At 53.7% G+C, this 23,239-nt stretch carries 21 protein-coding genes; 10 read left to right on the top strand and 11 right to left on the bottom strand.

The annotated features are described in order from the left end of the window. Positions 1–135: 135 nt before the first annotated feature. Complete coding sequence (locus tag HED22_RS09550; RefSeq protein ID WP_368484491.1) at positions 136–1,260, top strand: metallophosphoesterase; 1,125 nt, start codon at positions 136–138, stop codon at positions 1,258–1,260. Between the two features lie 80 nt (positions 1,261–1,340). Here HED22_RS09550 and HED22_RS09545 read toward each other — a convergent pair whose 3' ends face one another. Further along, the gene (locus HED22_RS09545) at positions 1,341–2,030 is read right to left on the bottom strand and encodes a FadR/GntR family transcriptional regulator (protein WP_167721547.1); all 690 of its coding nucleotides are present in this window, start codon (positions 2,028–2,030) and stop codon (positions 1,341–1,343) included. Positions 2,031–2,217: 187 nt separating this feature from the next. Between HED22_RS09545 and HED22_RS09540 the strand changes: the two genes are divergently transcribed. The 5 genes from HED22_RS09540 to hydA all read left to right on the top strand — a co-directional run bounded on the left by HED22_RS09540 (position 2,218) and on the right by hydA (position 7,253). After that, entirely contained in the window at positions 2,218–3,015 is a 798-nt protein-coding gene (locus tag HED22_RS09540; protein WP_167721546.1) for an ABC transporter substrate-binding protein, read from the top strand. Positions 3,016–3,096: 81 nt separating this feature from the next. Beyond that, positions 3,097–3,768, top strand: coding sequence for an amino acid ABC transporter permease (locus tag HED22_RS09535; protein ID WP_167721544.1), 672 nt, complete (start codon positions 3,097–3,099; stop codon positions 3,766–3,768). Further along, positions 3,768–4,508 (top strand): amino acid ABC transporter ATP-binding protein, encoded by a 741-nt coding sequence (locus tag HED22_RS09530; RefSeq protein WP_167721542.1) that lies wholly within the window; start codon positions 3,768–3,770, stop codon positions 4,506–4,508. Before HED22_RS09535 ends, HED22_RS09530 begins: the two co-directional genes overlap by 1 nt. 48 nt (positions 4,509–4,556) lie before the next feature. After that, on the top strand, positions 4,557–5,819 hold the full coding sequence (locus HED22_RS09525) for a cysteine desulfurase-like protein (protein ID WP_167721540.1): 1,263 nt from the start codon (positions 4,557–4,559) through the stop codon (positions 5,817–5,819). Between the two features lie 18 nt (positions 5,820–5,837). Then, positions 5,838–7,253: a dihydropyrimidinase gene (gene hydA, locus HED22_RS09520; RefSeq protein ID WP_167721538.1), complete on the top strand. Its 1,416-nt coding sequence runs from the start codon at positions 5,838–5,840 to the stop codon at positions 7,251–7,253. 124 nt (positions 7,254–7,377) lie between these two features. Here the strand turns inward: hydA and HED22_RS09515 are convergent, their stop codons facing one another. Genes HED22_RS09515 through vapB form a run of 3 tightly spaced genes read right to left on the bottom strand, consistent with a single transcriptional unit; the run spans position 7,378 to position 9,002 of the window. Beyond that, complete coding sequence (locus HED22_RS09515) at positions 7,378–8,322, bottom strand: hypothetical protein (RefSeq protein WP_033067333.1); 945 nt, start codon at positions 8,320–8,322, stop codon at positions 7,378–7,380. A 51-nt stretch (positions 8,323–8,373) separates the two neighbouring features. Further along, positions 8,374–8,772 (bottom strand): tRNA(fMet)-specific endonuclease VapC, encoded by a 399-nt coding sequence (gene vapC, locus HED22_RS09510; RefSeq protein WP_167721536.1) that lies wholly within the window; start codon positions 8,770–8,772, stop codon positions 8,374–8,376. Beyond that, entirely contained in the window at positions 8,772–9,002 is a 231-nt protein-coding gene (gene vapB, locus HED22_RS09505; protein ID WP_167721534.1) for a type II toxin-antitoxin system VapB family antitoxin, read from the bottom strand. The genes vapC and vapB overlap by 1 nt, the downstream gene beginning before the upstream one ends. A 265-nt stretch (positions 9,003–9,267) precedes the next feature. Here vapB and HED22_RS09500 point away from each other — a divergent pair, with 265 nt between their 5' ends. Next, entirely contained in the window at positions 9,268–10,092 is an 825-nt protein-coding gene (locus HED22_RS09500; RefSeq protein ID WP_167721532.1) for a hypothetical protein, read from the top strand. A gap of 355 nt (positions 10,093–10,447) precedes the next feature. Here HED22_RS09500 and HED22_RS09495 read toward each other — a convergent pair whose 3' ends face one another. After that, complete coding sequence (locus tag HED22_RS09495) at positions 10,448–10,768, bottom strand: Dabb family protein (protein ID WP_167721529.1); 321 nt, start codon at positions 10,766–10,768, stop codon at positions 10,448–10,450. 8 nt (positions 10,769–10,776) lie between these two features. Beyond that, the gene (locus HED22_RS09490; RefSeq protein WP_167721527.1) at positions 10,777–13,860 is read right to left on the bottom strand and encodes an FAD-binding and (Fe-S)-binding domain-containing protein; all 3,084 of its coding nucleotides are present in this window, start codon (positions 13,858–13,860) and stop codon (positions 10,777–10,779) included. Positions 13,861–14,142: 282 nt separating this feature from the next. On the opposite strand from HED22_RS09490, the gene HED22_RS09485 reads away from it, so the two are divergent. Beyond that, the gene (locus HED22_RS09485) at positions 14,143–14,319 is read left to right on the top strand and encodes a hypothetical protein (protein ID WP_167721525.1); all 177 of its coding nucleotides are present in this window, start codon (positions 14,143–14,145) and stop codon (positions 14,317–14,319) included. 247 nt (positions 14,320–14,566) lie between these two features. Here the strand turns inward: HED22_RS09485 and HED22_RS09480 are convergent, their stop codons facing one another. From HED22_RS09480 to speB, 4 genes are read right to left on the bottom strand one after another with little or no spacing between them, the layout of a single operon-like run. Next, positions 14,567–15,367 (bottom strand): ABC transporter ATP-binding protein, encoded by an 801-nt coding sequence (locus HED22_RS09480; protein ID WP_167721523.1) that lies wholly within the window; start codon positions 15,365–15,367, stop codon positions 14,567–14,569. 14 nt (positions 15,368–15,381) lie between these two features. Beyond that, on the bottom strand, positions 15,382–16,176 hold the full coding sequence (locus HED22_RS09475) for an ABC transporter permease (protein ID WP_167721521.1): 795 nt from the start codon (positions 16,174–16,176) through the stop codon (positions 15,382–15,384). Positions 16,177–16,216: 40 nt separating this feature from the next. Next, entirely contained in the window at positions 16,217–17,194 is a 978-nt protein-coding gene (locus tag HED22_RS09470; protein ID WP_167721519.1) for an ABC transporter substrate-binding protein, read from the bottom strand. Positions 17,195–17,251: 57 nt separating this feature from the next. Continuing rightward, complete coding sequence (gene speB, locus HED22_RS09465) at positions 17,252–18,268, bottom strand: agmatinase (protein ID WP_175581191.1); 1,017 nt, start codon at positions 18,266–18,268, stop codon at positions 17,252–17,254. A gap of 183 nt (positions 18,269–18,451) precedes the next feature. Here speB and HED22_RS09460 point away from each other — a divergent pair, with 183 nt between their 5' ends. Continuing rightward, positions 18,452–19,405 (top strand): LysR family transcriptional regulator, encoded by a 954-nt coding sequence (locus tag HED22_RS09460; protein ID WP_167721517.1) that lies wholly within the window; start codon positions 18,452–18,454, stop codon positions 19,403–19,405. 108 nt (positions 19,406–19,513) lie between these two features. Next, the gene (locus HED22_RS09455; RefSeq protein ID WP_167721515.1) at positions 19,514–20,650 is read left to right on the top strand and encodes a LysR family transcriptional regulator; all 1,137 of its coding nucleotides are present in this window, start codon (positions 19,514–19,516) and stop codon (positions 20,648–20,650) included. Between the two features lie 34 nt (positions 20,651–20,684). Here the strand turns inward: HED22_RS09455 and HED22_RS09450 are convergent, their stop codons facing one another. Continuing rightward, complete coding sequence (locus tag HED22_RS09450) at positions 20,685–23,099, bottom strand: SIR2 family protein (protein WP_167721513.1); 2,415 nt, start codon at positions 23,097–23,099, stop codon at positions 20,685–20,687. Between the last annotated feature and the right edge of the window lie 140 nt (positions 23,100–23,239).

Genomic DNA, 23,239 nt, shown 5'->3' with positions numbered 1-23,239 from the left:
TGGGCTTTGATGTTGCGCAATCAATTTGCAAACCAATCTGCCGTTTCAGACGTTTAAATGATTGGCGGCGATTATTGCGGACGTTTCGGCTATATTCCGCCGCGGTTTGTTTGTATCCAAAGGATTGTTTTTTCGGTGTTACAGTTTCACGTCTTTGTCGCTCTGGCCTGTTTGTATGTTCTGGTGCGTCATGTCCGCCATCTGGCATGGCCGCGCTGGGCGAAGATCAGCTTCGCCGTTCTGTTGCTTGTTGGCTCCCAGCATCACCTGTATTCCCGCATTACCTTTGGCAGCATGTTCTTGCCGGAATTTCCGCAGCCGGTTGTTGTTGCGGTCAACGTCGCTTTCGGCGTGATGTTCTTCCTTGTCTGGTTCCAACTGGCCTATGACCTGATCGGACTGGTCCTGCGCTGGGTAATCCTGCGCCGCAAGCTGCACGGGCCTGTCATGCTGCGCACCATCATGTCCTTTGCCGCCATCGCACTGGCCTGTTTTGGCGTTAATCAGGCGATGCGTGTCCCCGAGGTCAAGGAAATGGATGTCACCATTCGCGACCTGCCGGACGGGTTTGACGGCTATCGTATGGTCCAGCTCACCGACCTTCATATCAGCAAGCTTTATGACCGCCCATGGGTGGCCGAGGTGGTTGAAAAAACCAACGCCCTTGAGGCCGACCTGATCGTGATCACGGGCGATCTGATCGATGGCGAATTGCCGCTGCGCTATGATGATGTGCAGCCGCTTCATGATCTTGTCGCCCCTGATGGTGTCATCACCATTCCGGGCAACCATGAATACTATTTCGGCTATGAAAACTGGATGCGCCATTTTGTCGGGCTCAACATGCTGACCCTTGAAAACGATCACATCGTTCTGGATCGCGGCGACGACCAACTGACCATCGCAGGGGTTACCGACCTTCGGGCAGGGCGGACAAACCGTACCGAACCCGATGTCGCCAAGGCGCTTGACGGTCGCCCGGAAAATGCCCCGGTGATCCTGCTTGATCACCAGCCGAAAATGGCCCGCGATGCCGCACCCTTGGGTGTCGATCTGCAACTTTCCGGCCATACCCATGGCGGCATGGTCTGGGGCTTTGACAATATCGTTGCCATGATCAATGGCGGCTTTGTCTCGGGCATGTATGACATCGGGGGCATGCAGCTTTACGTCAATAACGGCACCGCCCAATGGCCGGGCTTTGCGATGCGCGTTGGCGTGCCTGCCGAACTGACCGTGATTACGCTCCGCAAGGGCTAAAAACGAAACGGCGTCCCGCGTAATCAGGACGCCGTTTCTGTCATTGTTATGCGGGGCAGGGCGGTGGAATTGAGGGAAGTTTACGTCTGCAAACCTGCACAGCGCGCGGTGTTGCGGACATGCGCCTGCATTTCGCGCTTTGCACCCTCGGCGTCATTGTTGCGCAGGGCGGCAATGATTTTGCGGTGCTCGCCAATGGACTCGCGCATGCGCTCGGGATCGGTGATCGGGATCGGCTGGCGCTGGGTTTCGGTGATCTTGTCGCGCATTGCCTGATAAAGTTCGCGCATCATGCTGTTCGAACATGCCGCGACAATGGTGGCGTGAAATTCAAGATCAGCCTCGACATTGGCAATCAGATCCTGCTCCGCCCAGCATTTTTCCATGCGGTCGGTAGCCTCTTCCATCGCTTCAAGCTGGGTCGCGGCCAGGCGCCCGCAGGCAAGGGCGGCAATTTCGCTTTCAAGGATCATACGCGTCTGAAACACGTCAAAAACGCTGTGGCTTTCCGAATAGCGCCACGGCGCCATATCGCTTTCTGATTGCGCCTTGCCATCGGTAACAAAGGTACCGCGACCGGCTTCGGTCTTGATCAGGCCAAGCGTCTCGAGGGTCAGCAAAGCTTCACGAAGCGACGCGCGCGAGATTCCGAATTTCTGGGCAAATTCGCGCTGGGACGGGATCTTTTCGCCCGGCTTTAAAGTGCCATCCTGAATCATGGCCTGAATTTCCCGTGCCACCGATTGCGGCAATAGGGTCTTGTTGAACATCGCGCGTCCCTCTTGGTTCTTGGGGTCTGAACCCAATTAAGCGAATACCGCGCTGGTTGTGTGTTTGTCACGATTTTTATCCAACCCACTTGCAACGGTTTTGCTTTTGTGTTTCCTTGTGGTCTAACTGGTCTGACCAGTTAGACCAGTAGTTAACAGGGATCTCGAAAAACACAAGGACAATAAAATGAAGTTCTTTTCATATGTAACGGCTTCCGTGATGGGTGGGGTAATGGCGCTTGGCATGGCACATCAGGCCAATGCCGCCGATCTCACCGTCGGCGCCAATATCGGCAACGTGCCGTGGGAATTCGAACAAGCAGACGGCACCGTGGTCGGTTTCGAAGTCGATCTTGTCAATGAAATCGCAAGCCGCCTTGGCAAATCGGTCGAGTTCGTCAACATTCCGTTCAACGGTCTGTTCCCGGCGGTTCAGTCGGGCCGGATCGACATGGCGGTATCCTCGATCACGATCACCGACAAGCGTCTGGAATCTGTCACCTTCGCGCAGCCATACTATGACAGTGACCAGTCCCTGACCGCGACCGCAGAAGGCGGTGTCACCGGTCTTGATGCCATGGATGGCAAGGTTGTCGGTGTTGATACCGGCTCGACCGGTGATATGTGGGTTACCGAAAACGGCGACACATACGGCATTGACGAAGTCCGCCGTTACGAAGGCCTGTCACCGGCAATGCTGGATCTGCAGGCGGGCCGTATTGATGGCTACGTGTCCGACATTCCGGCACTGCTGTATTACGTCAAGGACAAGCCGGCCCTTAAGGTGGTCGAACGCATCACGACGGGTGAAAAATACTCGATCATGTTTAACAAGGACGCGGAACTCGCAACCGAAGTTAACGACGTTATCACCGAGCTGAAAAAAGAAGGCTTCATCGCCGGTCTGCATGAAACCTGGTTCGGTGCGAAACCGGAAGACACCACCTCGACCGTCAAGGTCCTTGATATGCCGTCCATCGACTAATCGCATATCGCATCTCTTGCGCGCCGACGATGCCAATCGTCTCCCGGGATCGTCGGCGCGGCAACCTGACTTGGTGGTGAAATGGATTTATTTTCGACTTTCTTTAACATCCCTGTCCTGATGCAAAGCCTGCCGCAATTGATGAACGGCCTGCTGGTTACCATCGGGATTGGCGCAACCAGCATCATTGCCGGTCTGATCGGCGGGCTGTTTCTGGCCGTGTTGCGCCTTTATGCCGGGCCGGTCGTGATCGCATTGGTGCGCGGCTATATCGATGTCTTCCGCTCGATCCCGCTTCTGGTTTTGCTGATCATTGTTTATTACGCGCTGCCCTTTGTCGGTATTCGCCTGTCGCCATTCTTCTCGGCCGTCACCGCACTCACATTGGTGTCTTCGGCCTATACCGCCGAAATCTTCCGCGCGGGCATCGAAGCCATCCCCAAGGGCCAGTTTGAAGCATCCGCCGCACTCGGTCTGTCCAACCGCTATATCATGACCGATGTGATCCTGCCCCAGGCGATCCGCATCGTCATCCCGCCGCTGACCAATAACTGCATCAACGTTCTTAAGGACACCGCGCTGGCCTCGGTTGTTGCCATGCCCGATCTGCTCAAACAGGCGACCCAGGCACAGGCACTTGCCGCCAATCCGACGCCGCTGATCGGTGCGGCTGTGATCTATCTGATCCTGCTGTTGCCGATGGTCCGCTTTGTCGCGCGCCTTGAAAAACGTTTTAGCCGCGGGAGAGCCTGATGACAGCGCCATTGATCAAAATTTCCAACCTCCGCAAGACCTATGGCAGTTTCGTTGCCCTGCACGGCATTGACCTTGAAATCACCCAGGGCGAAGTGCTCTGCGTCGTCGGCCCTTCGGGATCGGGCAAATCAACGCTGATCCGTTGCATCAACCATCTTGAACCGTTTGAAGACGGCAGTGAAATCACCGTCGATGGCATCCCGGTGCGCCCGGGACCGGATCTGGATCAGGTGCGGGCCGAAGTCGGCATGGTGTTTCAGTCGTTCAACCTGTTCCCGCACATGACCGTGCTGCGCAATGTCATGCTGGCCCCGATCCGGGTGCGCAAAATGTCCGAGGCGGATGCTGAAAAACGCGCCCGTGATTTGCTCGAACGCGTCGGCATTTCGGTTCAGGCCGACAAATACCCGGCCCAACTATCAGGTGGGCAGCAACAGCGCGTGGCGATTGCACGGGCTTTAGCCATGGAACCGCGTGTTTTGCTGTTTGATGAACCGACATCCGCCCTTGATCCCGAAATGGTCGGCGAGGTTTTGGATGTCATGAAAAAGCTCGCCGGGACCGGGGTTACCATGGTCGTTGTCACCCACGAAATGGGCTTTGCCCGTCAGGTGGCTGACCGCGTCCTGTTCATGGATGGCGGCGCCATTATCGAGGCCGGAACGCCCAGCGAAATATTCGATACGCCCAGGGAAGAACGCACACGGAATTTCCTCCACGCCGTTCTCGATCACTAGGGCCCAGCGCCTATAATAACAAAACCAGAAACTCGGAGGATGCCTTCAATGGCACCACAACGTACCCTTGATATGGACTATGTCCAAAGCCAGTTTCCCGCCCTTGCCAATGGCTGGACCTTTTTTGACAATGCCGGCGGATCGCAAATCCTGACCAAGGCCTTGGATCGCATCAACAGCTTCCTGCTCGATCGCAATGTGCAGATCGGCGGGTCCTACGAAGTCTCCCAAAAGGCGGCAGAGGCCCTGATGGACGCCCGCAAGGCCGCTGCCCAGTGGGTGAACGCTTCGCGGCCAGAGGAAATCATTTTCGGCCCGTCAACCACGGTACTGCTGCAAAACCTGGCGCGCGCCATGCGCAGCCAGTTCCAACCAGGTGACGAGATTGTCGTCACCATCGGCGATCATGAAAGCAATATCGGCCCGTGGGTGGCGCTTGAGGAATTCGGCATCAATCTCCGTTTCTGGGAACCTGATGTCACCACCGGGCGTCTGACCCTTGATGGTCTCAAAGCGGTCATGAGCGACAAGACCAAACTGGTCTGTGTCACGCACGTTTCCAACATCATTGGCGAGATCAATCCGATCCGCGAATTTGCCGATTACGCCCATGCCAATGGGGCCAAAATCTGCATTGATGCCGTCGCCTATGCGCCGCACCGCGCCGTGGACGTTCAGGCCTTTGACGCCGACTATTATGTCTTTAGCCTCTATAAGACCTACGGCCCGCACGGGGCGTTGATGTTTGGCAAGTATGACCTGCTGCTCGAACTTGATACGCTTTATCATTATTTCTACGGCAAGGACAAAGTCCCCGGAAAGCTCGAGCCCGGCAACCCCAGCTACGAAATGGCCTATTCCGTCTGCGGCATTGTCGAATATCTGGTCGAACTGGGTGAAAAGGCCATGGGAGACAAGTCCGGCACCGGCAGCACGCGCGATAAAATCGTTGCCGCCTATGACGCCATCACCCATCAGGAAAACGATCTCACCGAACGCTTGCTGCGTTACCTGCGTGGGCGCAATGATTGCGTGATCATCGGGCAGGACGATAACCGCGACGGCACGCGCATCCCGACCATTGCGTTTCGCTTTGATAACCGCAATGCCGAGGATATCTGCAAGGCGATTGATGCGGAAAACATCGCCATTCGCTTTGGCGATTTCCATTCAAGGCGTCTGGTCGAATATATGGGGCTGTCTGATAATGCTGGCGTCGTGCGTGTTTCAATGGTGCACTACAACACAATTGACCAGGTGGACCGACTAACTGCGGCGTTTGACCGTCTGCTTGCGACGACCAATCAATAAGGGGGCAGGGGCCACATCATGCAGTTTGACCGCATCATCAAAAACGGCACCATCGTCACCGCCAGCGACACGTACGTCGCCGATCTTGGCATTACCGATGGCAAGATTTCTGCCATCGCCGCCAACCTCACAGGCGCTGATGACATTGTCGATGCCACCGGGCTGTATGTCATGCCCGGCGGGATCGACAGCCACGTCCATATTGATCAGCCATCCGGCGATGGCATCGTCATGGCCGATGATTTCGAAAGTGGCACACGTTCGGCCGCTATTGGGGGCAATACCTCGATCCTGGCATTCTGCATGCAGGAAAAGGGCGACAGCCTGCGGCATTCGCTTGATGTCTATCACGCCAAGGCGGACGGCAAATGCCATATTGATGTGGCCTTCCATCTGATCGTCACCGACCCGACGCCGTCTGTGCTGGGTCAGGAACTCCCGGCCCTGGTCGAGGATGGCTATACATCGTTTAAGGTCTTCATGACCTATGAAAACCTGCGTCTGCGCGATGATGAAATCCTTGAAACGCTAAGTGCTGCCAAAAACACCGGCGCGCTGGTGCTGGTTCATTGCGAGAACGAGGACGCCATTCGCTTCCTGATCGGGCAGCACGAAGCAGCCGGCGAATTTTCCGCCAAATCCCACGCCACAACCCGCCCCATCGCGGCAGAGCGCGAAGCCACCCATCGCGCGTTGTCACTGGCCGAAATCGTCGATACCCCGATTGTCATCGTTCATGTATCGAACCAGCAGGCGATGGAAGAAATCGAACGTGCGCGCGTGCGCGGGTCCAAGATCGTCGGCGAAACCTGCCCGCAATATCTGATGCTGACCGCCGATGATCTTGATCAGGACGAACTTGAAGGTGCGAAATTCGTCTGCTCCCCGCCGCCGCGCGACAAGGAAAGTCAGGACGCCTGTTGGGATGGTCTGGAACGCGGCGTGTTTGACCTCTTCTCATCCGATCATTGCCCGTTCCGCTTTAACGACCCGGAAGGCAAGCTCAATGAAAAGGGCAAGAAAAGCTTCCGCTGGATCCCCAATGGCATCCCCGGCGTGGCAACCCGCCTGCCGATCCTGTTTTCCGAAGGCGTGCAAAAGGGCCGCATTGACCTCAACCGGTTCGTGGCACTCACATCCACCAACCACGCCAAGCTTTATGGCATGTACCCGCAAAAGGGCACAATTGCGATTGGCTCCGACGCCGACCTCGCACTTTGGGACCCCAATAAAAACGTCACAATCACCAACGACATCCTGCAACAGGGCTGCGACTACAGCCCCTATGAAGGCCTAGAAGTCAAAGGCTGGCCCGTCCACACCATCGTGCGTGGCAAAACCGTGGTCAAGGACGGCAAAGTCACCGGCCAAAAGGGCGATGGCAAATACTTAGCCCGGCAGAAATCCAATTTGGTGATGTCAACGCCGGTCTGATCAGACCGGCAAAACCCGCCATCAGACACCGTCATTCCCGCGGAGGCGGGAATCTCGAACTTCATTCAAGAAACAAAAAGAGCAGCGCAATTAAACGGCGCTGCTTTTTATGTCGCCTGCCGTCTTATTTTGTGAAGCGAAGGCGTCTGGCCGTAACGTGATCGTCACGCACGCTAGTTAGTAGTTCGATTACTGTGTTGTTAGTGGAGTTTATTATTAGTTGCTCGAAAATTGGTTCGAATTTGCCGTGGCTGAATGTGATCTGCGGAAGCTGGATATCGGCAAAAACTCCGGCGAGGTAGTCGGGTAGTCGAACAAATTCTGCATATTCCGTAGCCCCATCCATTCCGGGATAAGCAAAGTAGAACTTTGGACGAGTTAAATGCACGACAGGTGCCAAGTTTAGCCTAGTTACTTGGAAAAGGACCCAAGCAATATCAAATGCAACCCCATTATGTCGGTCAAAGATCGCATCACGGTCGGTTATCCAGAAAATATTCGAAGGCCTTTTGCGTTCAAGTAAGCGGAACGCGATACTAGCAAATGTTCCAGCAAGAAACATTTTACGTAATAGTTTTAGATTTGCCCTTTTCCCCTCAAGCTCCTGTTGAAGCGCGTTAAACCTTCTATCAAGGGGCGCATAAAAATGCGCATTTTCTGGTTCTTCAGCTAGCTTGTTAGCTATTGTCTCTCGCATACCAATTGCATGGTCTAGCATCGCTTCCGATGTAATAAAGGCTTTGAGATGGTCGCTATTGCGCGCAACGACAAACGTGATGCTGAAAGAAACGGGGCACGCTAAATATTTGATCAGTCCAGTTGATGGGGTGCGTGTTCCTTTGATGTCAACCGGTGCAACAGAATTGACATAAGATGATATATTCTCGGACGTGTCGTGGTTGAGCAATATGACAAATGTGTAAGCATCATTTTGTTTGGATGAATTGTCGACACTGTAGTCAGATATCACACGCCATGCTGAACCGCTGGGTATACCTTCAAACCAACCTAAGAAATCTGACTCTACCGACGACAGGCTTTTTTCAATCAAGTCAATCAAATGAAGCAACTGGAGTCATCCTGCGCTTGAAGTTGTGCACAATAATATGTCTTTTGTTCTCTAAACCCAGTTCTCCAAACGCAGCCCATCCACGCGTTCAAACTCGCGGGTGTTGTTGGTGACAAGGACCAGACCGTGACTGCGTGCGTGCCCAGCTATCATCATGTCATAGGGGCCGATGACAGTACCTTTGGCTTCAAGGTTGCTGCGTATTTCGCCGTAATGGCCTGCGGCATGGGTGTCGAAATCAAGCACGGTCAGGCGGGCGGCGAATTCCTCGATGGTCCGCAGGTTGCTCTCCGGCTTGGCGGATTTCATCGCGCCATAGATCAGTTCGGCCATGGTGACCGATGAAATTGCCAAAGCCCCGCTATGGGTGGTGAATTTCTCCCGGCAGGACGGTGGGCGGTTCTTGATCACATAGATGCAGATATTGGTGTCCAGCATAAAGCGCAGCATTATAGCGCTTCCCGTTCCTGCATATCGGGCTGATTGCGATCTTCCATGAAATCATCACTGACGGTGTGACTGTCAAAGAATGTTTCCCACAAGTGATCGCTTGGCACAATCACCCGCGTCACCCCGACCGAAATCACCTCAACCGTTTTCGTGCCCTCGGGAAAGGCAACATCCTTGGGCAGGCGGACAGCCTGCGTCTTGTTGTTTAGAAATACGGATGCCTGAGTCATGAATGCCTCCATACGCGGGTAAGCTTTCAGGCATTGTGCACTTTGAGTGTGTATATGTCAAATGTATATACAATCGACTGGTTTTGGCGAAATTGTACCATAAGCACTTATTTTAAACGTGGCTCGCAGTCAAAACTGATTGCATATATTATTATTAGTTCACTTTTCCGTGTTACGAATAAGTTTTGGAATTAAACTTTCATTGCATTCCCGGCTTCAAATACATTGATGGCAGAAATGTTTGTCGCAAAATTGGGGAAATACCTTGAACAAGAAATTGTGCGAGTCAAAGGAACCGCAGTGGTTCAAGAGGATACTCATTCCCAACTCTCCGCAGGATTTGGCGGCCATGATAGGAGCGATTAGCATCGCTGTCGGATTTTGGTTTTTTGATAGTCGAGAGCGAGAAGCGCAGGATATTCGAAACTTTGCTTTTTTTTTCCCATCCGTCGAAGATGTCAAAGGTTTTGTGACGGACCAAGAAATCGATTCAGATGGCCGTGCCCATCGTATTGCATATGGCATGCGGTTTAAAAATTCGGGCAGTTTACCATTGGAGTACCGAGGTCGCACATTGGCGTTGGCATCTTGGGATGGCAAGACTGTGTCTATTCTACCTGCCGTAAACAAGGGTAAAATCCAAGCAGCTTTGTTGGGTGTAGGAAAGGGAACCCGGGTCGCTACAGTAGGGCCGGGCAGTTTTGCGCAAATCAGTCTATCAATCGACTTAGGCTGGCTCGACGAGAGCTCGAGCGCATGTCTATATTATGCAGCAGTTTTTCAACCTATCTTGACGCGAGCAGGGAAAGAGCTTCTAGAAGAGCACAGTTCAAAAGACTACGCTCATGCGATTTCTCAAACGGTCTACCACTCGAATGGGAAATTGGCAGAAAATGCTTCGAGCGAAGAGGAAGCAGCATGGCGAGACAAAATCGAGGCAGGAACGAATGCATGTATTAATAGCTTTAAGGATGCCATTCAAAGTACCTACATGGAAATGCTTATGTTAGACTCTGTTGCTGCCGATGATTACAGAAATATTGTAACACTGTCGCATTCAGCTATTTTTGAAGAAATTGATTCAGATTAATTAGGATATTATTTAGTGTCTGGGTTCGCTATTGGTCACCTAAAGATAGCGTAAATCTATTGCGGAATTAATTTTGTAACGTGATTTCTAGGTGTGTATTCAACCGAAGCCCCGATCTATGTGTTTCGAAATAAAATTTTGACTTAAAGTCTGGATTCAAAATGTGACCGGCAGCTTAGTCTTTATCTATTTTTAGTTCTCTATTTAAAAATGGCAGGGCTAATAATTAGACAGTCTGTTTTGCAGACCTATCGCATCCACGTTTTTCAAGCTAAGTTCATATAACTTTCGCTAGATTTTTGGGCGGCGGGTTTCGTACCTCAGACGCCATACGTTCTGGCGCGAAACTGCTCGACTATGCAGACCTGTCAACAACCAAATCAAACACCACCAACCCGGCGATACCACCCTCCAGCAGCCCAACCAACTGCCCGCCCAAGGCCTTATGCTCTGGATGCTCCAGATAGGCGTCACGTGCTGCCGCATCATCAAAATCAATTGAAAATCCGTGCCGGAAGCCTTGTTCAAACCCCTCCGGGCTGACCGAAACGCCGCCGTCAAAGCCGCGCATGCCGGCGATGTGGTTTTGAAGCTCTGCCAGCTTGACAAACAGGCTGTCGATTTCGGCCTTGGTGACCTCGGCGTGGAATTTGGTCAGAACGATGTGACGGATCATGGGGGCTCCTATGCCACAAGCTTGGCGAGATATTGCACCGGATGCTGCGGCTTCGCGCCTTCATAGCGATCCACCTGACAGCGACACGAATAACCGGTCACCAGCATGTTTTGCGTGCCCGTCGCATCGACCTTCTTTTTCCAGCTCAGGTCATACAACTCGCGCGAGCTTTCCTGATGGCGGGTTTCGTGGCCATAGACACCGGCCATGCCGCAACACCCGGTTTTTTCCGTGGTCAGTTTAAGTCCGAAGGCGGCAAAGATGTTCTGCCATTTTACGCCAACATCGGGAAGCGACGTTTTTTCCGTGCAATGGGGGAACAGGCTTGCCGGGGCATCCGTGGTGTCCATGTTAACGCCGTTATCAAGTTTCGGCGGGGTCAGTCGGCCATGCTCGATCTCGCCCGCCAGCCATTCATGGAACAGATGAACGCGATAATCCGGGCGGTTTGAAAGGCGCTGGGCGTATTCCTGCCGGTAGGTCAGGGTCACGCTGGCCTCGATCCCGATCATTGGAATTCCAACTTGCGCGATTTTGCCCAGCACGATGTCATTTTGCTTCGCCTGATAATCAAAGCGTTTCAGGAACCCTTTCACATGCATCGCCTTGCCATTGGGGCGATAGGGCGGCACGAAAACGCGGTATCCAAGACGTTGCAAAAGGTCGACATGGGCCAGAACCACGTCGGTGTCATAATAGGTGGTAAAGCAATCCTGCACGAGGATCACCGACTTTGCCTTTTCATCCGCACTCAAGCCATCCAGTTCCGCCTGCTTGAATTTGCCAATGCCGCGTTGCCGCAGGCCGGATTTCAGGCTTTGGGTGTGCAGCTTTGGCAAATCGGTCAGGCCGATGAAGCGTTTGAAAATCCAAGGCATCGGCGGGATGGATTGCAGCGCGTTAAACAGGCCCGGTGCGGTTGCCAGAAGCGGGGCCAAGTATTCAAGCTTGGCAATCACGTAATCCTTTACGGGTCTTTTATATCGGGTGTGATAGGTCTCCAGAAACCGGGATTTCATTTCCGGGATATCGACCTTGACCGGGCATTGCCCCGCGCACGCCTTGCACGACAGGCAACCGGCCATTGCCTCATACACATCATGGGAAAAATCCCGGCCATTGATCACGGCAAGGTCCTTGTTCATCGGATCGGTGCCGACGGATAATTGCCGGATCCATTCGCGGATCATGCCGGCCCGGCCCTTGGGCGAATGAACGCGGGACCGCGTGACCTTATAGGACGGGCACATCGCATCCATCAGATCCCAGTTAAAGCACGCCCCGTTGCCGTTACACCGCGTCGCATTCAGGTATTCATCGCGAAGCGCATCCTCGATCTGGCGGTCAAACTGGCCGCGCATCGGTGCTTCGTCAATTGCCGTGATCGGCGTGTTTTTGCTGTATGGCGATGCGATCTTGCCGGGGTTAAGCTGCCCTTCGGGATCAAAGGCCTCCTTGATGCGACGCAAGCTGTCATAAAGCTCCGGCCCGAAATAGATCGGGCTATATTCCCCCCGAAAGCCCTTGCCATGCTCGCCCCAGATCAGGCCGTTATACCGTTTGGTAAGCTCCGCCACCGCGTCCGAAACACGCCGAATGCGGGCTTCATCCTCTTCATCCATCATGTCAAGCAGCGGGCGGACATGCAGGCACCCGACATCAACATGGCCAAACATGCCGTAATCAAGGCCCTCGGCATCCAGCAGTGCCCGGAACTCGGCAATGAAATCGGCAAGGTTTTCCGGCGGCACGGCGGTATCTTCGACAAACGGGGTGGCGCGACGTTTGCCCTCAAGATTGCCCAGCAAGCCCACCGATTTGGCGCGGATTGACCAGATCGCGGCGATTTGCCCCGGATCGGTCGCCTGCACAAAGCCAATCGGCGCAAACTCTTCGGTCGGGTTGGCATCAAGATAGGTGCGTAGCTCCGCCTGCTTGTCGGCGACTTCGGCCTCCGTCTCGCCGACAAACTCGACCACGTTAAAGCCGCGCGTGGGGGTATTGCTGTTTTCCGTGCCGAGAAGCTTTCCCAGCATGTGCCAGCTTTCATCCTGCTCGGCCAGTTTCATGACCTTGTCATCGATGCTTTCAATCGCGACCGGGTCAAACTGCACCAGCGTTTTGACGTGACGCAGCGCTGAGTCAAAGCTGTCATAACGGACAACCGTAACTGCCTTGTGCTTGGGCAACGGAATGACGCGGAAAGTAATCTCCTTGACCATGCCAAGGCTGCCTTCGGCCCCGGCAATCAAAAACGACAGGTTCATATCCCCGTTATCCGCCACCGCTTCCTTCAGGTTATAGCCCGTCAGGCCCCGGTTCATTTCCGGGAACACGGATTTGATCTGATCGCGCCGGGGCGCGATTTCGTCATGGACTTTTTTATAAAGCTGCCCAACGCGGTCCGCGCGTTCCATGGTTTCTGCGGCCTCGTCGGCACTCATGGCGCGGGTATTGAAATCCGTGCCATCGACTAGCACGGTTGTCATGTCATGGATGTAATGGCTGGTTTTGCCATAAATCCGCGATCCCTTGCCGGAGCTATCCGATCCGATCATGCCGCCAACCGTGGCGCGGCTTGCGGTCGAAACGGCGGGCGGGAAGAAATAGCCATGGGGCTTCAGCCAGGCATTTAGCTGATCCAGCACCACACCCGGCTCGACATGCACAAGCCCGCGCTCCGCATCAAAGCCCAGAATGTTGTTGAGATGTTTGGAGGTATCGAGAATGATGGTGTTGTTCAGCGACTGGCCATTGGTGCCGGTGCCGCCCCCACGCGGGGTGATTTTGACCTCGGAAAATTTCTCCCGCCCTGCAAGCTCCATCACCACATTGATGTCATCGCGTGTTTTGGGCTGCAGCACAGCGGTTGGCATTACCTGATAGACGCTGTTGTCGGTCGCATGGATCAAACGCGTCGGGAAATCGGCATGGATTTCGCCCGAAAACTTGCCCTCGGCCTCCAGCGTTTTAAGGAACCCCAGCGTCAGACTGTCAAGCGACCGATCCGGGGTCAGGGCCGGCAATTTCGTGATCACGCTCTTGTTCGACGCATTCGTAACCGGGGTGGTTGCCGGGGCAGGGACGGACATCGGGCTCTCTCAATACTCGTATGATAATATCATATGCCTTTTGGGGGTAATTTCCGGTGCGGGCCGGGCCCCCGATCTGGCATGCAAACCCATTTGACCTGATCGCGATTGAATAGACAAATCGAAAATTCCGAAAGATTATTCAAAAAAAATGAATAATCGAAATGCCGTGCAGCGTATCCCAAACCGCCAGCCAAAACGCACCGCAATGGCGCGCTTTTAATCCTCATACAATTTGTTTTAGGCGGAAATTCAGGACGCTATATTTGCGATGGGCAGGGGATGGTCTTCGACGTGCCACCGACGCCGATTTTGGGCGGTTTCCCGATGTCAGATTTCGTGCCGCTGCACCGCGAGTTTTGCCGCATATGGCAGAAAAACCTTGCGCAAGGCGCAGTATTCGGGCGTTTGCGGCTGATGGGGGTGCGGCGGTGGCAGCGGCTGTGTGACGCCTTTTGAGACAGGCAAGGGGGCGATGTCCTTGCCTGAAGGCACGGTATTGCCGCGCAAACTGCGCCCTGCAGTGGGCGCGATCGTGGTGTGCGTAGCGTTGTAGTGCCCGGAACACGGGGCTTTGAGCGGGTTTTCATGCCGGACGTGAGCGGGAATGTGCGGGATTTGCTGTGAGCCGCACATTCCCTGTGCCTGAACCTGTCGGGTGGTGGCAAGTCAGGCAGGTGTTTGTTTTGCCGCGCTTTTTGGCGGCCTAGGCCGATTTTCGGTGGTTGGCGGCGTCTTCGGCTTTGATCGCTTCGTCATGCATCAGCGACAGGATGGTGCGCTTGTAATCCATGAATTCCGGGCTGGTCAGCGCATCGATGTGGCGCGGGCGCGGTATCGCGATATCAAGCGACTGCTTGATCAGGCCGGGGCGGGCTGACATCACATGCACTTCATCTCCAAGGAAAATCGCCTCGTCAATGTCGTGGGTAATGAAAAGCACCGTCTTGCGGCGGCTTTGCCAGACATCGAGCAACAATTCCTGCATCATCTGACGGGTTTGGCTGTCAAGCGCGCCAAACGGTTCATCCATCAGCAAAATGCGCGGATCATTGGCAAGCGCACGCGCCAGCGCCACACGCTGGCGCATGCCGCCCGAGAGTTCCTTGGGATAGGATTTTTCAAACCCTTCAAGATGCACCGCCTTGATCAGATCATCGGCAATGTCTTCGCATTCGGATTTCGGAAGGTTTTTAAGCTTCGGGCCGAACATGACGTTTTCACGGACTGTGAGCCACGGAAACAGGGTGTAGCTTTGAAACACCATGCCGCGATCAGCCGACGGGCCATTGATCGGATCGCCATCGAGTTCAAGTCGGCCCGATGTCGGGGTTTCAAGCCCGGCGACAAGGCGCAGCAACGTTGATTTGCCACAGCCCGACGGGCCGACAATCACCGAAAAGGTGTCATTGGCAACATCAAGCGATACATCATCAAGGGCCAAGACCGGTGGTTTGCCCTTGGGTTCGAAACGGACCGTGATGTCACGGAGGGAAAGCTTGCTCATGAGTGTATCGCCCCTTAAAAATCAGCAGACCAGGGCAGCAAGCGCCGGCGTGCCCATTTAAAGAAGAAGTCGGTGATCAGGCCCAGAATGCCGATGGTAAAGACACCAAGCAAAATCACATCGGTAAACAGCCCGCGCATGGCGTTCAGGATCATGTAGCCAAGGCCGGTGTCGGCTGCGACCAGTTCGGCCACCACCAGATAGGTCCAGGCCCAGCCCATCGTAACGCGCAGGTTATCCATCACACCGGGCATGCAGGCCGGAACCAGCACACGGGTGACCACACGGCGGCGATCCGCGCCAAGGGTGTAGGCACAATCAATCAGGTCCTTGGAAATCCGGGCGGAAACGTCGGAAATCAGAATCAACTGCTGGAAAAAAGTACCGAGGAAAATCACCATGATTTTCTGTTCGACCCCGATGCCGATCCACAGGATCAGAAGCGGGATCAGGGCGGAAACCGGGATATAGCGCATGAAACCGGTGATCGGTTCAATCAGCGCCTGCACCGCGCGGAAACTGCCCATCAGGATGCCGATGGGAACGGCAAAGACGGAGGCCAGGATAAAGCCCGACAGGATGACAACAAGGCTTGCCCACATATGTTCAAACAGGGACATATTGGCGATGCGCTTGATGCCGGCGGCCACCACTTCATGCGGGGCGGCAAGGAAGTCCTTGGGCGTGATCCCGCCATAGGTAAGCAAGCACCAAAGGGCCATGACAATTGCAACCGAAATCAGCGACAGGGTGACATAGGTGCCCTTGTCGATATCGGTCTTGGGCGAGAAAAGGGATCTGGTCCACATGATGCTTGCTCTTTTTAAGTCTTGAACTTGGTGGCGTTCGTTATTTCACGATGTCCGCAGCCAGCAGGCTTTTCGGGTCGGCTTCAAGCGTGATCAGGCCACTTTCCTTGCCAAGGGTCATCGCATTGGCAATGGTGCCAACGATGCCATCCGGGTTGGACGGATCCATGAAGGTCTTGTTCATGTCAGCATCGTAAAACGCAATGCCCGAACGGGTGTCGGCAAAGACCGCCGGATCATCAAGCCAGCCGCCAACGCCTTTGGCCATAATCACGTCAGCTGCTTCTTCGTTTGCTTTCTGCCAGGCAACCGCCTTGGCCCAAGCACGATACAGCGCTTCCATTTCCGGACGACGGGCCGCCAAGGTTTCTTCGGTCGTGACCGCGATGTCGGTGATCAGGCCCGGCGCCTTGGAGCTGTCAATCAGCAGGTGACCATGTTCGGTATCCTGCCCACGGGTCAGCCACGGCTCCCAGGTCACGGCGGCGTCAACACGCTTGGCGACAAAGGCCGCACCAGCATCACCGGCCGACATGTTCATCGAGTTGACGTCGTCAAGGCTCATGCCTGCTTCCTTGAGAAGGACGCTTAAGAAGAACTGGGAAACAGACCCCTCGGTATAGGCGACATTTTTGCCCTTAAGATCGGCCAGGCTTTTGATGTCGGCATTGGCAACAATGCCGTCGCCGCCGCGCGAATCATCAAGCGCAAACAGATAGGTCAGCGGATGGTCTTTGGTGTAAAAACCAAGCACGGTGTCAATGGTGGTAACCGCAACATCAATCCGGCCGGCGGCCAGGGCCGGCATACGGGTTTTGACGTCTTCCATGACGACCAGTTTGACATCAAGGCCTTCGTCTTCAAAGAAGCCTTCTTCCTGGGCGATATAAAGCGGGCCATAGCCAACCCAGGTGGAATGGGCAATGGTGAGTTCCTCGGCCGAGGCGGCCGTGGACAGCGAGAAGGCGGTTGCGAGTGCCGCACCCGACAGGCAGATTTTCGAAAGAATGCGTTTCATAGATGGTGTCTCCGGTGTGAGATGCTCTCTGATGGGTTTTGGTCTTTTTCGGTATGCCTAGCCCGATTTTCGGTTCGGGTTTTTGGTGGCGTTTGACCCGGCCAGCACGCACAGCAATTCATACATGAGCGAGATGCCAAGCCAGGCTGTTCCTCCCGAAGGATCAAAAGGTGGGGACACTTCAACAAGGTCCGCCCCCACAAGATTAAGGCCGCCCAGAAGGCGGATCATTTTTTGCGCCTCTCGGCTGTTGAAACCGCCGATTTCCGGTGTGCCGGTGCCCGGCGCGAAGGCGGGGTCGACGGAATCAATATCAAAGCTGACATAGGTTTTATCGCGGCCAACAATGTCGCGGGCCTCTGCCATGACCTGATCAATGCCGCGATCAAGGACTTCTTCCATGCGAATGATGCGCACCCCTTGGGCCAGGCCCCATTCAACATCCTCGCCGTCATACATCGTGCCGCGAATGCCGATCTGAACCACGCGCCTGGGATCAAGGTAACCGTCCTCGATCGCGCGGCGGAACGGCGTGCCGTGGGTGTATTTGAAACCGTTGAAATAGCTGTCAAACAGATCGGTATGGGCATCGAAATGCACCATGCCAAGCGGGCCATCAACTGCCAGTGCCTTGAGGATCGGATAGGACAGCAAATGATCCCCACCGGCGCTTAAGGGCGTGATGCCCTTTGATTTCAGGTCGGCAATAAAGCCCGTGACACTTTCAAGCGTATCCATGATGTCGGCCGGGTTGACCGGCGCATCGCCCAGATCGGCAACGTTGCGGTCTTCAAACGGGTTCTGGCCGGTGACCGGATGTTTCGGGCGGATCATTGTGGAGAGATCACGCAACTGACGCGGGCCGTGCCGCGCGCCAGGGCGGTTGGTGGTGCCGCCATCCCATGGCACGCCGATCATGGCGATATCGACCTGGCTTAAGGCCGCATCGGATATTGAAAGATGCGGGGCGCGCATGAAGCTTGCCACCCCGGCATAGCGCGGCAGGGTCATCGCCGAAGGCGGAACAAAGGAAATGCCCGATTCAGTTTCAGGTTTGGTGGTGGCGTTGCTCATGGGCGGTGTTCCTTAGGGCGGTGGCGCTGGGGGCGCTGGTGGCGCGAGGCGCGCAGTTGGCGCAATACAAATCTTCAAACTGTGCGCAGAGATTGCCATGACGAGACGTGTTCAATAATATGAAACTTTCAAACTAAACGTCCGATTTTCTCAACGTATTGCTTTCACGAAGGTCTGCCGCCGATGTCAGTTACACTTCCGCCGCTCAGTGATGTGGATTTCCGCCAGTTGCGGATTTTCCGAACCATCGTCGAAAGCAACGGTTTTACCGCCGCCCAGGACGCGTTGGGTATTTCCAGATCGACCATCAGCACGCAGATGTCAGCCCTTGAAACCCGGCTGGGGGTGAAGCTTTGTCGGCGCGGGCGGTCGGGCTTTTCGCTGACCGAACATGGGCAAAAGATCTATAGCGAGGTGATCAAACTGTTTGCCGCGGCTGACTCCTTTCGGGCCGAGGTGGGCGCCATTCGCGGTAATATGGTGGGTGAGCTTCGCGTTGGCGTGATTGATGCGATGGTCGAAAACCCCAATTGCAAGCTTGATCGGGCGATTGCGCTGTTTCATGAACGCGCACCGGGCGTGCATCCGACCTTTGTTGTCGTCTCCCCCAACCAGATTGAAAACGCGTTGCTTAGTCGGCAGATGGAAATCGCCGTCATGCCCAACCAGCCGATGAATGCAGCCGTGCAGATGCAGCAGCTTTTTCACGAAGAACAGACGATGTATTGCGGCAAGGATCATGCATTGTTTGAAAAGGCGCATGAAAAAATGCCAATCGAACAACTGGCCGAACAGAAATACGCCCGGCGCGGCTATTCGGTGGCGCTGGCGTTTCAGTCACTGTTCAAACATCCACCCAGTGCGACGGCTTATGACATGGAAGGGCTGGCCTATCTGATCCGAAGCGGCAAGTTTGTCAGCTTCCTGCCCACCCACTTCGCCCGGCAATGGGTGGAGCGCGGCGAGATGCGCGCACTTCGTCCCGATCTGCTCAGCTTCAAGATCGGCATGTGTGTGGCGAACTTCCCGCAATCGGTGATGTCACGCATGGCGCGCGTGTTCCGCGAATGCCTGATCGAGGTGCACCCAACCGTGACCGCAATCAAAACCGTGCCGCCGACGCTCGATAAGAAGTGAGTTAGAGGCGGAAGCGGTTGCGTCAACCAATAACCCTTTTCCTCAATCCGTTTCGGGCGTTATGGTCTGACCGGGCAGGGGAATTAACCGAAACGGATCATCAAGACCATGCTGTCATCGCTGAATATCCGTCATATGCGTGTATTTGTCGCAGTTGCCGATCAGGGGAATTTTACCGCTGCGGCCGGGGTTCTGGGGCTTGGGGTGCCTGCGGTTACCGCGACCATTCGCCAGTTTGAGGATGTGACGGGGGCAGCCCTTTTTGATCGCACGACGCGACAGGTGGCACTGACCCAGACCGGGGAGCGGTTCTTGCCGATTGCGCGGCGGTTGCTGGCCGATTTTGAAGAGGCGCTTGGTGATCTGGATGCGCTGTCAAAGGGGATCGGGGGCAAGATTACGATTGCCGCAGCGCCATCTGTTTTGACCCGTATTTTGCCGACAGTGATTTCCGAATTTGTCGCGGCGCACCCGGATGCGCGCGTTCGTCTGGATGAACGCAATGCCGGTGAAGTGCATGAGGCGGTGGCGAATAATGCCGCCGATTTTGGGATTGCCGGGGAATGGCAGGCGTTGCCGGATATTGCCTTTCGCCCGCTGTTTTCCGACCGGTTTGGCGTGCTGTGCCGGGCCGATCACGCATTTGCCAAGAAGTCGGTTTTGCGCTGGTCGGATTTAACCGGGCAAAAGCTTGTCGGGTTGGGGCCGGAATCCGGGACCGGGGCGCTGATGGCGCAGCCCGGTGTCACAAGCGACCTTTCAAGCGATACCATGCCGGTTCTAAGTCCCGCCGTGCGTGATGCGGTGGCGGCGGGTATTCCGGCGGCGAAATCGGTTTTGGCCCGCGCGCAAAAGGCAATGCGGGCCGAGGAGAAGGCAATGCGGTCGCCTGATCCGAACGGCAGTGACGTATCAGAGGAAGACAGCGATATCGCTTTGGGCGCCACCGGCCCGATCCTGCCGCGCCCGATTGTCGAAACATCCAACACCATCACACTGGCCGCCATGGTCGCCGAAGGGGTGGGGATTACGGTTCTGCCGGAACTGGCCGCGCGCGTCTCGGATATGGCGGCCCCGGAAAAGCTGGTGTTTGTGCCACTCACCACCCCGGAACGCCATCGCCATATCGGCGTGATTACCCGCAAAAGCAAAAGCCTGTCACCGATTGCCCGCCTGTTCCTTGATCAGGTGATTGCGCTTGCCCCCAAGCAGGACCTTCCGGCCAGCTTGACGTGGCACCCTTAGTTGTCAGTGGGACAAGGGCTGGTTCCGTCTTGGATTACAGGGAACTAGAGAATCTTTGTTCAATGTTTTGGTATACCCGAATTGTTCTTTTGAGATCGGGATCGAGGATGCGATCATAAGCGTTATTTGCAGATTTCATGGCTTTGTCGAATATTTCTGTATTTTTTGTTAGCCTGTAATATGCAACGCCCGCTTCGAGATATGTTCCGTATAGGTTTTTGTCGTCTTTAAACCTATCAATACCCCTCTCAGCGAGTTGTGCAGCTTCAGAAGTAATCGAAACTTTATCTTCTAGCATTATTCCAGAAGTGTTTTTTGCTCGGCTTAGTAGGAGTTTTACTTTGTACCGCTGCACAGGGCCATCTGTTCTCAGTTCTTTTTCAAAAAGCCTAATTTCTGAATTCGCGGCGTCAAATTCTTCCATGTCGATCAGATTGCGTATTAGTCGGTGTCTCGGGACCCTCTCTTGCGGTACCAGTGAAATCATTTTTCTTAAAAGTATATTCTGTTTTCTCTTGTCATTTATTTTGGTGATGCCTCTGTCCATGTCGCACATCTCGTTTATTGAGTGTACTTCTATAAAGTAGGTTGGGTTTATGAGCTCAATCGTTCTGTCGAGTAAGTTGTAGTATTCGTCTTGGTCTGACAGCTTGTATTTAGATATAATGCCCGCGATTGTGTGGTGACGAACTGACCACCCATAAATGCCGTGCTTCTCACTTATGGTTTTTTCTTCAATTATTCCGTCTAGGTCATCTAAGTAACGCGTGATTTGCGTCGCATGGATGCCAATCGTTCGTATTACCATTTGTCTATGTACGCGAATGCCTGCGGCTTGCATGCCAGCAACCTGCTTGTACGTTTCTTGGTAGTCGGAGTTCAAAGATCCATATTCGCGGAGGATGATGTCGTCGAAAGATTCAAAGCCGAATATATTTTTCATGCAAACAAACATATCCGATCCACAGCGCTCCAAAAGACGGTTTCGCCTTTCACTTCTGCTGAACCCAGTAAATCTACTCTCAACCAGATCGGAAATCTCGGTTTTAGATTGAAGTATATCAAGGAGGGAGTCGATTTCTCTGACTGTTAGTGAGCCAGTTTCATAGAGAACGCCGTGAGCAAAAATATTGGGGGACTTTAATCTCGGATTCCAGTGGTGTTTGCTTGAGATCAAGATCAAACGTAGAGCGAGGGTTTCATGTTTGCAGATCTCGTCCACAAGTTTATTGATTTCGTGCAGATGTTGATGTGCTTCATCAATTAAAAGTACACCTGTCTGTTTGGTGCGCCGCAGCTCTGCGTCGATTTTGATCCAGCCATCTACATATAGCGATAGATTGCTCTCGTGTTCCCAGCACAGTATTTCTCGATCAACAAGCTGGTTTAGACATTTTCTTGCACCAGTGGTCTTGCCGGATCCTGCCGCGCCAAGAATATAAGCAATTCTTGACGGTCCTTCGGCTAGTTGGTGCTCAAGTTTATCTGCGAAATCTCTTTCAAACGTCCAGCCACGTAGAATGTCAGCATAACTTGCGGGGCTTCCGTTGAACATTTTGTTCAAATCGCCACTTCGTTTTGCCCTTGAAGTTGAGACAGTAGTTGTTGCGGGATGAACCCGCCGATCCGTATCTAGAATGTCATCGGAGTCGGTGAGTAATAGTTTGTTCGGTGATTGTTGAGAATGAAGGGCAGAGAAAAATTCATCTATACCTCCAAAGCAAACCTGTAGTCCTCTAGACTCATAGACCAAGGCTTGATTTTCATCTTTGTTGAATGAAAAGACATATATTGTCCCAGGAGCGCCCTTCGATTTTTTTATTTTTATAATTTCATCTATTATCTCTTTTAAATCAGGATCTTGAAGGGAGTTCCCAATTACAATTGCGTCATTGTTTAATAGCTGATCAGTAAGTTTTGAATATAGTAGTTCGCGGTATTCTGTGGTCTGATCAAAATCAGCGGCTGTTAGTACCATCCTTTGTTTGTGTCCGGTGCTTTCATCTTTGCTGATGGTGCCATGTATTTTGAACAAAACCTGATCATCTAGTGATGATTGATTGCTGAAATCATAGTTTGACGAAATTGTTCTTAGGGCTTTCTTTCGTTTCTTATATGATTTTTCGATAATCTCGTCATAATTTGTCGTGAAGATACTCGCCCATTCATAGTCTGGCAGGTTGAGCATGCCTCTCATTGGTTCAATTGGTGAGAGGAGTTGTGAAACTGTATCAATCAGTTGCCGCCGATTAGACTTGGCTTCTGCTATCGTTGCTATGTCCGATAGTGGAAGGGGCGCAGTGATTTCTATTTCGAACTTTTCCGAGAGGACTTTTGAGAGGTCATCGCCAGACGGACCGCCAGAGGGTATCGAAGAACCGGCTCCAAAAATAAGTGTAGTTCTTTCTGGAGAAATTCTTCTGCAAAGGATTGAAATATCAATTGGCATTTTCGTTACGACTCCCCGGCGTACTTTGTTTATTTGATATGTCTTATTAAGTGATATTTCTTTGTTGTGAGTCAAGTTAGGGTTGTTGGAAGCTGAGGCGTTTTGAGGTTAATTCTGCACTCGACGAGCTTCACTGGAAG

The sequence above is a fragment of the Thalassospira sp. HF15 genome (assembly GCF_011806525.1).
Classification (GTDB): domain Bacteria; phylum Pseudomonadota; class Alphaproteobacteria; order Rhodospirillales; family Thalassospiraceae; genus Thalassospira.
The sequence above is the reverse complement of the archived record's forward strand: the minus strand, read 5'-3'. Positions and strand labels throughout refer to the sequence as shown.

What these genes read in the sequence shown, in the direction of transcription:
- HED22_RS09545 (WP_167721547.1), bottom strand. Translation starts at nt 2,030, where the DNA reads ATGTTCAACAAGACCCTATTGCCGCAATCGGTGGCACGGGAAATTCAG.
- HED22_RS09540 (WP_167721546.1), top strand. Translation starts at nt 2,218, where the DNA reads ATGAAGTTCTTTTCATATGTAACGGCTTCCGTGATGGGTGGGGTAATG.
- HED22_RS09535 (WP_167721544.1), top strand. Translation starts at nt 3,097, where the DNA reads ATGGATTTATTTTCGACTTTCTTTAACATCCCTGTCCTGATGCAAAGC.
- HED22_RS09530 (WP_167721542.1), top strand. Translation starts at nt 3,768, where the DNA reads ATGACAGCGCCATTGATCAAAATTTCCAACCTCCGCAAGACCTATGGC.
- HED22_RS09525 (WP_167721540.1), top strand. Translation starts at nt 4,557, where the DNA reads ATGGCACCACAACGTACCCTTGATATGGACTATGTCCAAAGCCAGTTT.
- hydA (WP_167721538.1), top strand. Translation starts at nt 5,838, where the DNA reads ATGCAGTTTGACCGCATCATCAAAAACGGCACCATCGTCACCGCCAGC.
- vapC (WP_167721536.1), bottom strand. Translation starts at nt 8,772, where the DNA reads ATGCTGCGCTTTATGCTGGACACCAATATCTGCATCTATGTGATCAAG.
- vapB (WP_167721534.1), bottom strand. Translation starts at nt 9,002, where the DNA reads ATGACTCAGGCATCCGTATTTCTAAACAACAAGACGCAGGCTGTCCGC.
- HED22_RS09495 (WP_167721529.1), bottom strand. Translation starts at nt 10,768, where the DNA reads ATGATCCGTCACATCGTTCTGACCAAATTCCACGCCGAGGTCACCAAG.
- HED22_RS09490 (WP_167721527.1), bottom strand. Translation starts at nt 13,860, where the DNA reads ATGTCCGTCCCTGCCCCGGCAACCACCCCGGTTACGAATGCGTCGAAC.
- HED22_RS09485 (WP_167721525.1), top strand. Translation starts at nt 14,143, where the DNA reads ATGGTCTTCGACGTGCCACCGACGCCGATTTTGGGCGGTTTCCCGATG.
- HED22_RS09480 (WP_167721523.1), bottom strand. Translation starts at nt 15,367, where the DNA reads ATGAGCAAGCTTTCCCTCCGTGACATCACGGTCCGTTTCGAACCCAAG.
- HED22_RS09475 (WP_167721521.1), bottom strand. Translation starts at nt 16,176, where the DNA reads ATGTGGACCAGATCCCTTTTCTCGCCCAAGACCGATATCGACAAGGGC.
- HED22_RS09470 (WP_167721519.1), bottom strand. Translation starts at nt 17,194, where the DNA reads ATGAAACGCATTCTTTCGAAAATCTGCCTGTCGGGTGCGGCACTCGCA.
- speB (WP_175581191.1), bottom strand. Translation starts at nt 18,268, where the DNA reads ATGAGCAACGCCACCACCAAACCTGAAACTGAATCGGGCATTTCCTTT.
- HED22_RS09460 (WP_167721517.1), top strand. Translation starts at nt 18,452, where the DNA reads ATGTCAGTTACACTTCCGCCGCTCAGTGATGTGGATTTCCGCCAGTTG.
- HED22_RS09455 (WP_167721515.1), top strand. Translation starts at nt 19,514, where the DNA reads ATGCTGTCATCGCTGAATATCCGTCATATGCGTGTATTTGTCGCAGTT.
- HED22_RS09450 (WP_167721513.1), bottom strand. Translation starts at nt 23,099, where the DNA reads ATGCCAATTGATATTTCAATCCTTTGCAGAAGAATTTCTCCAGAAAGA.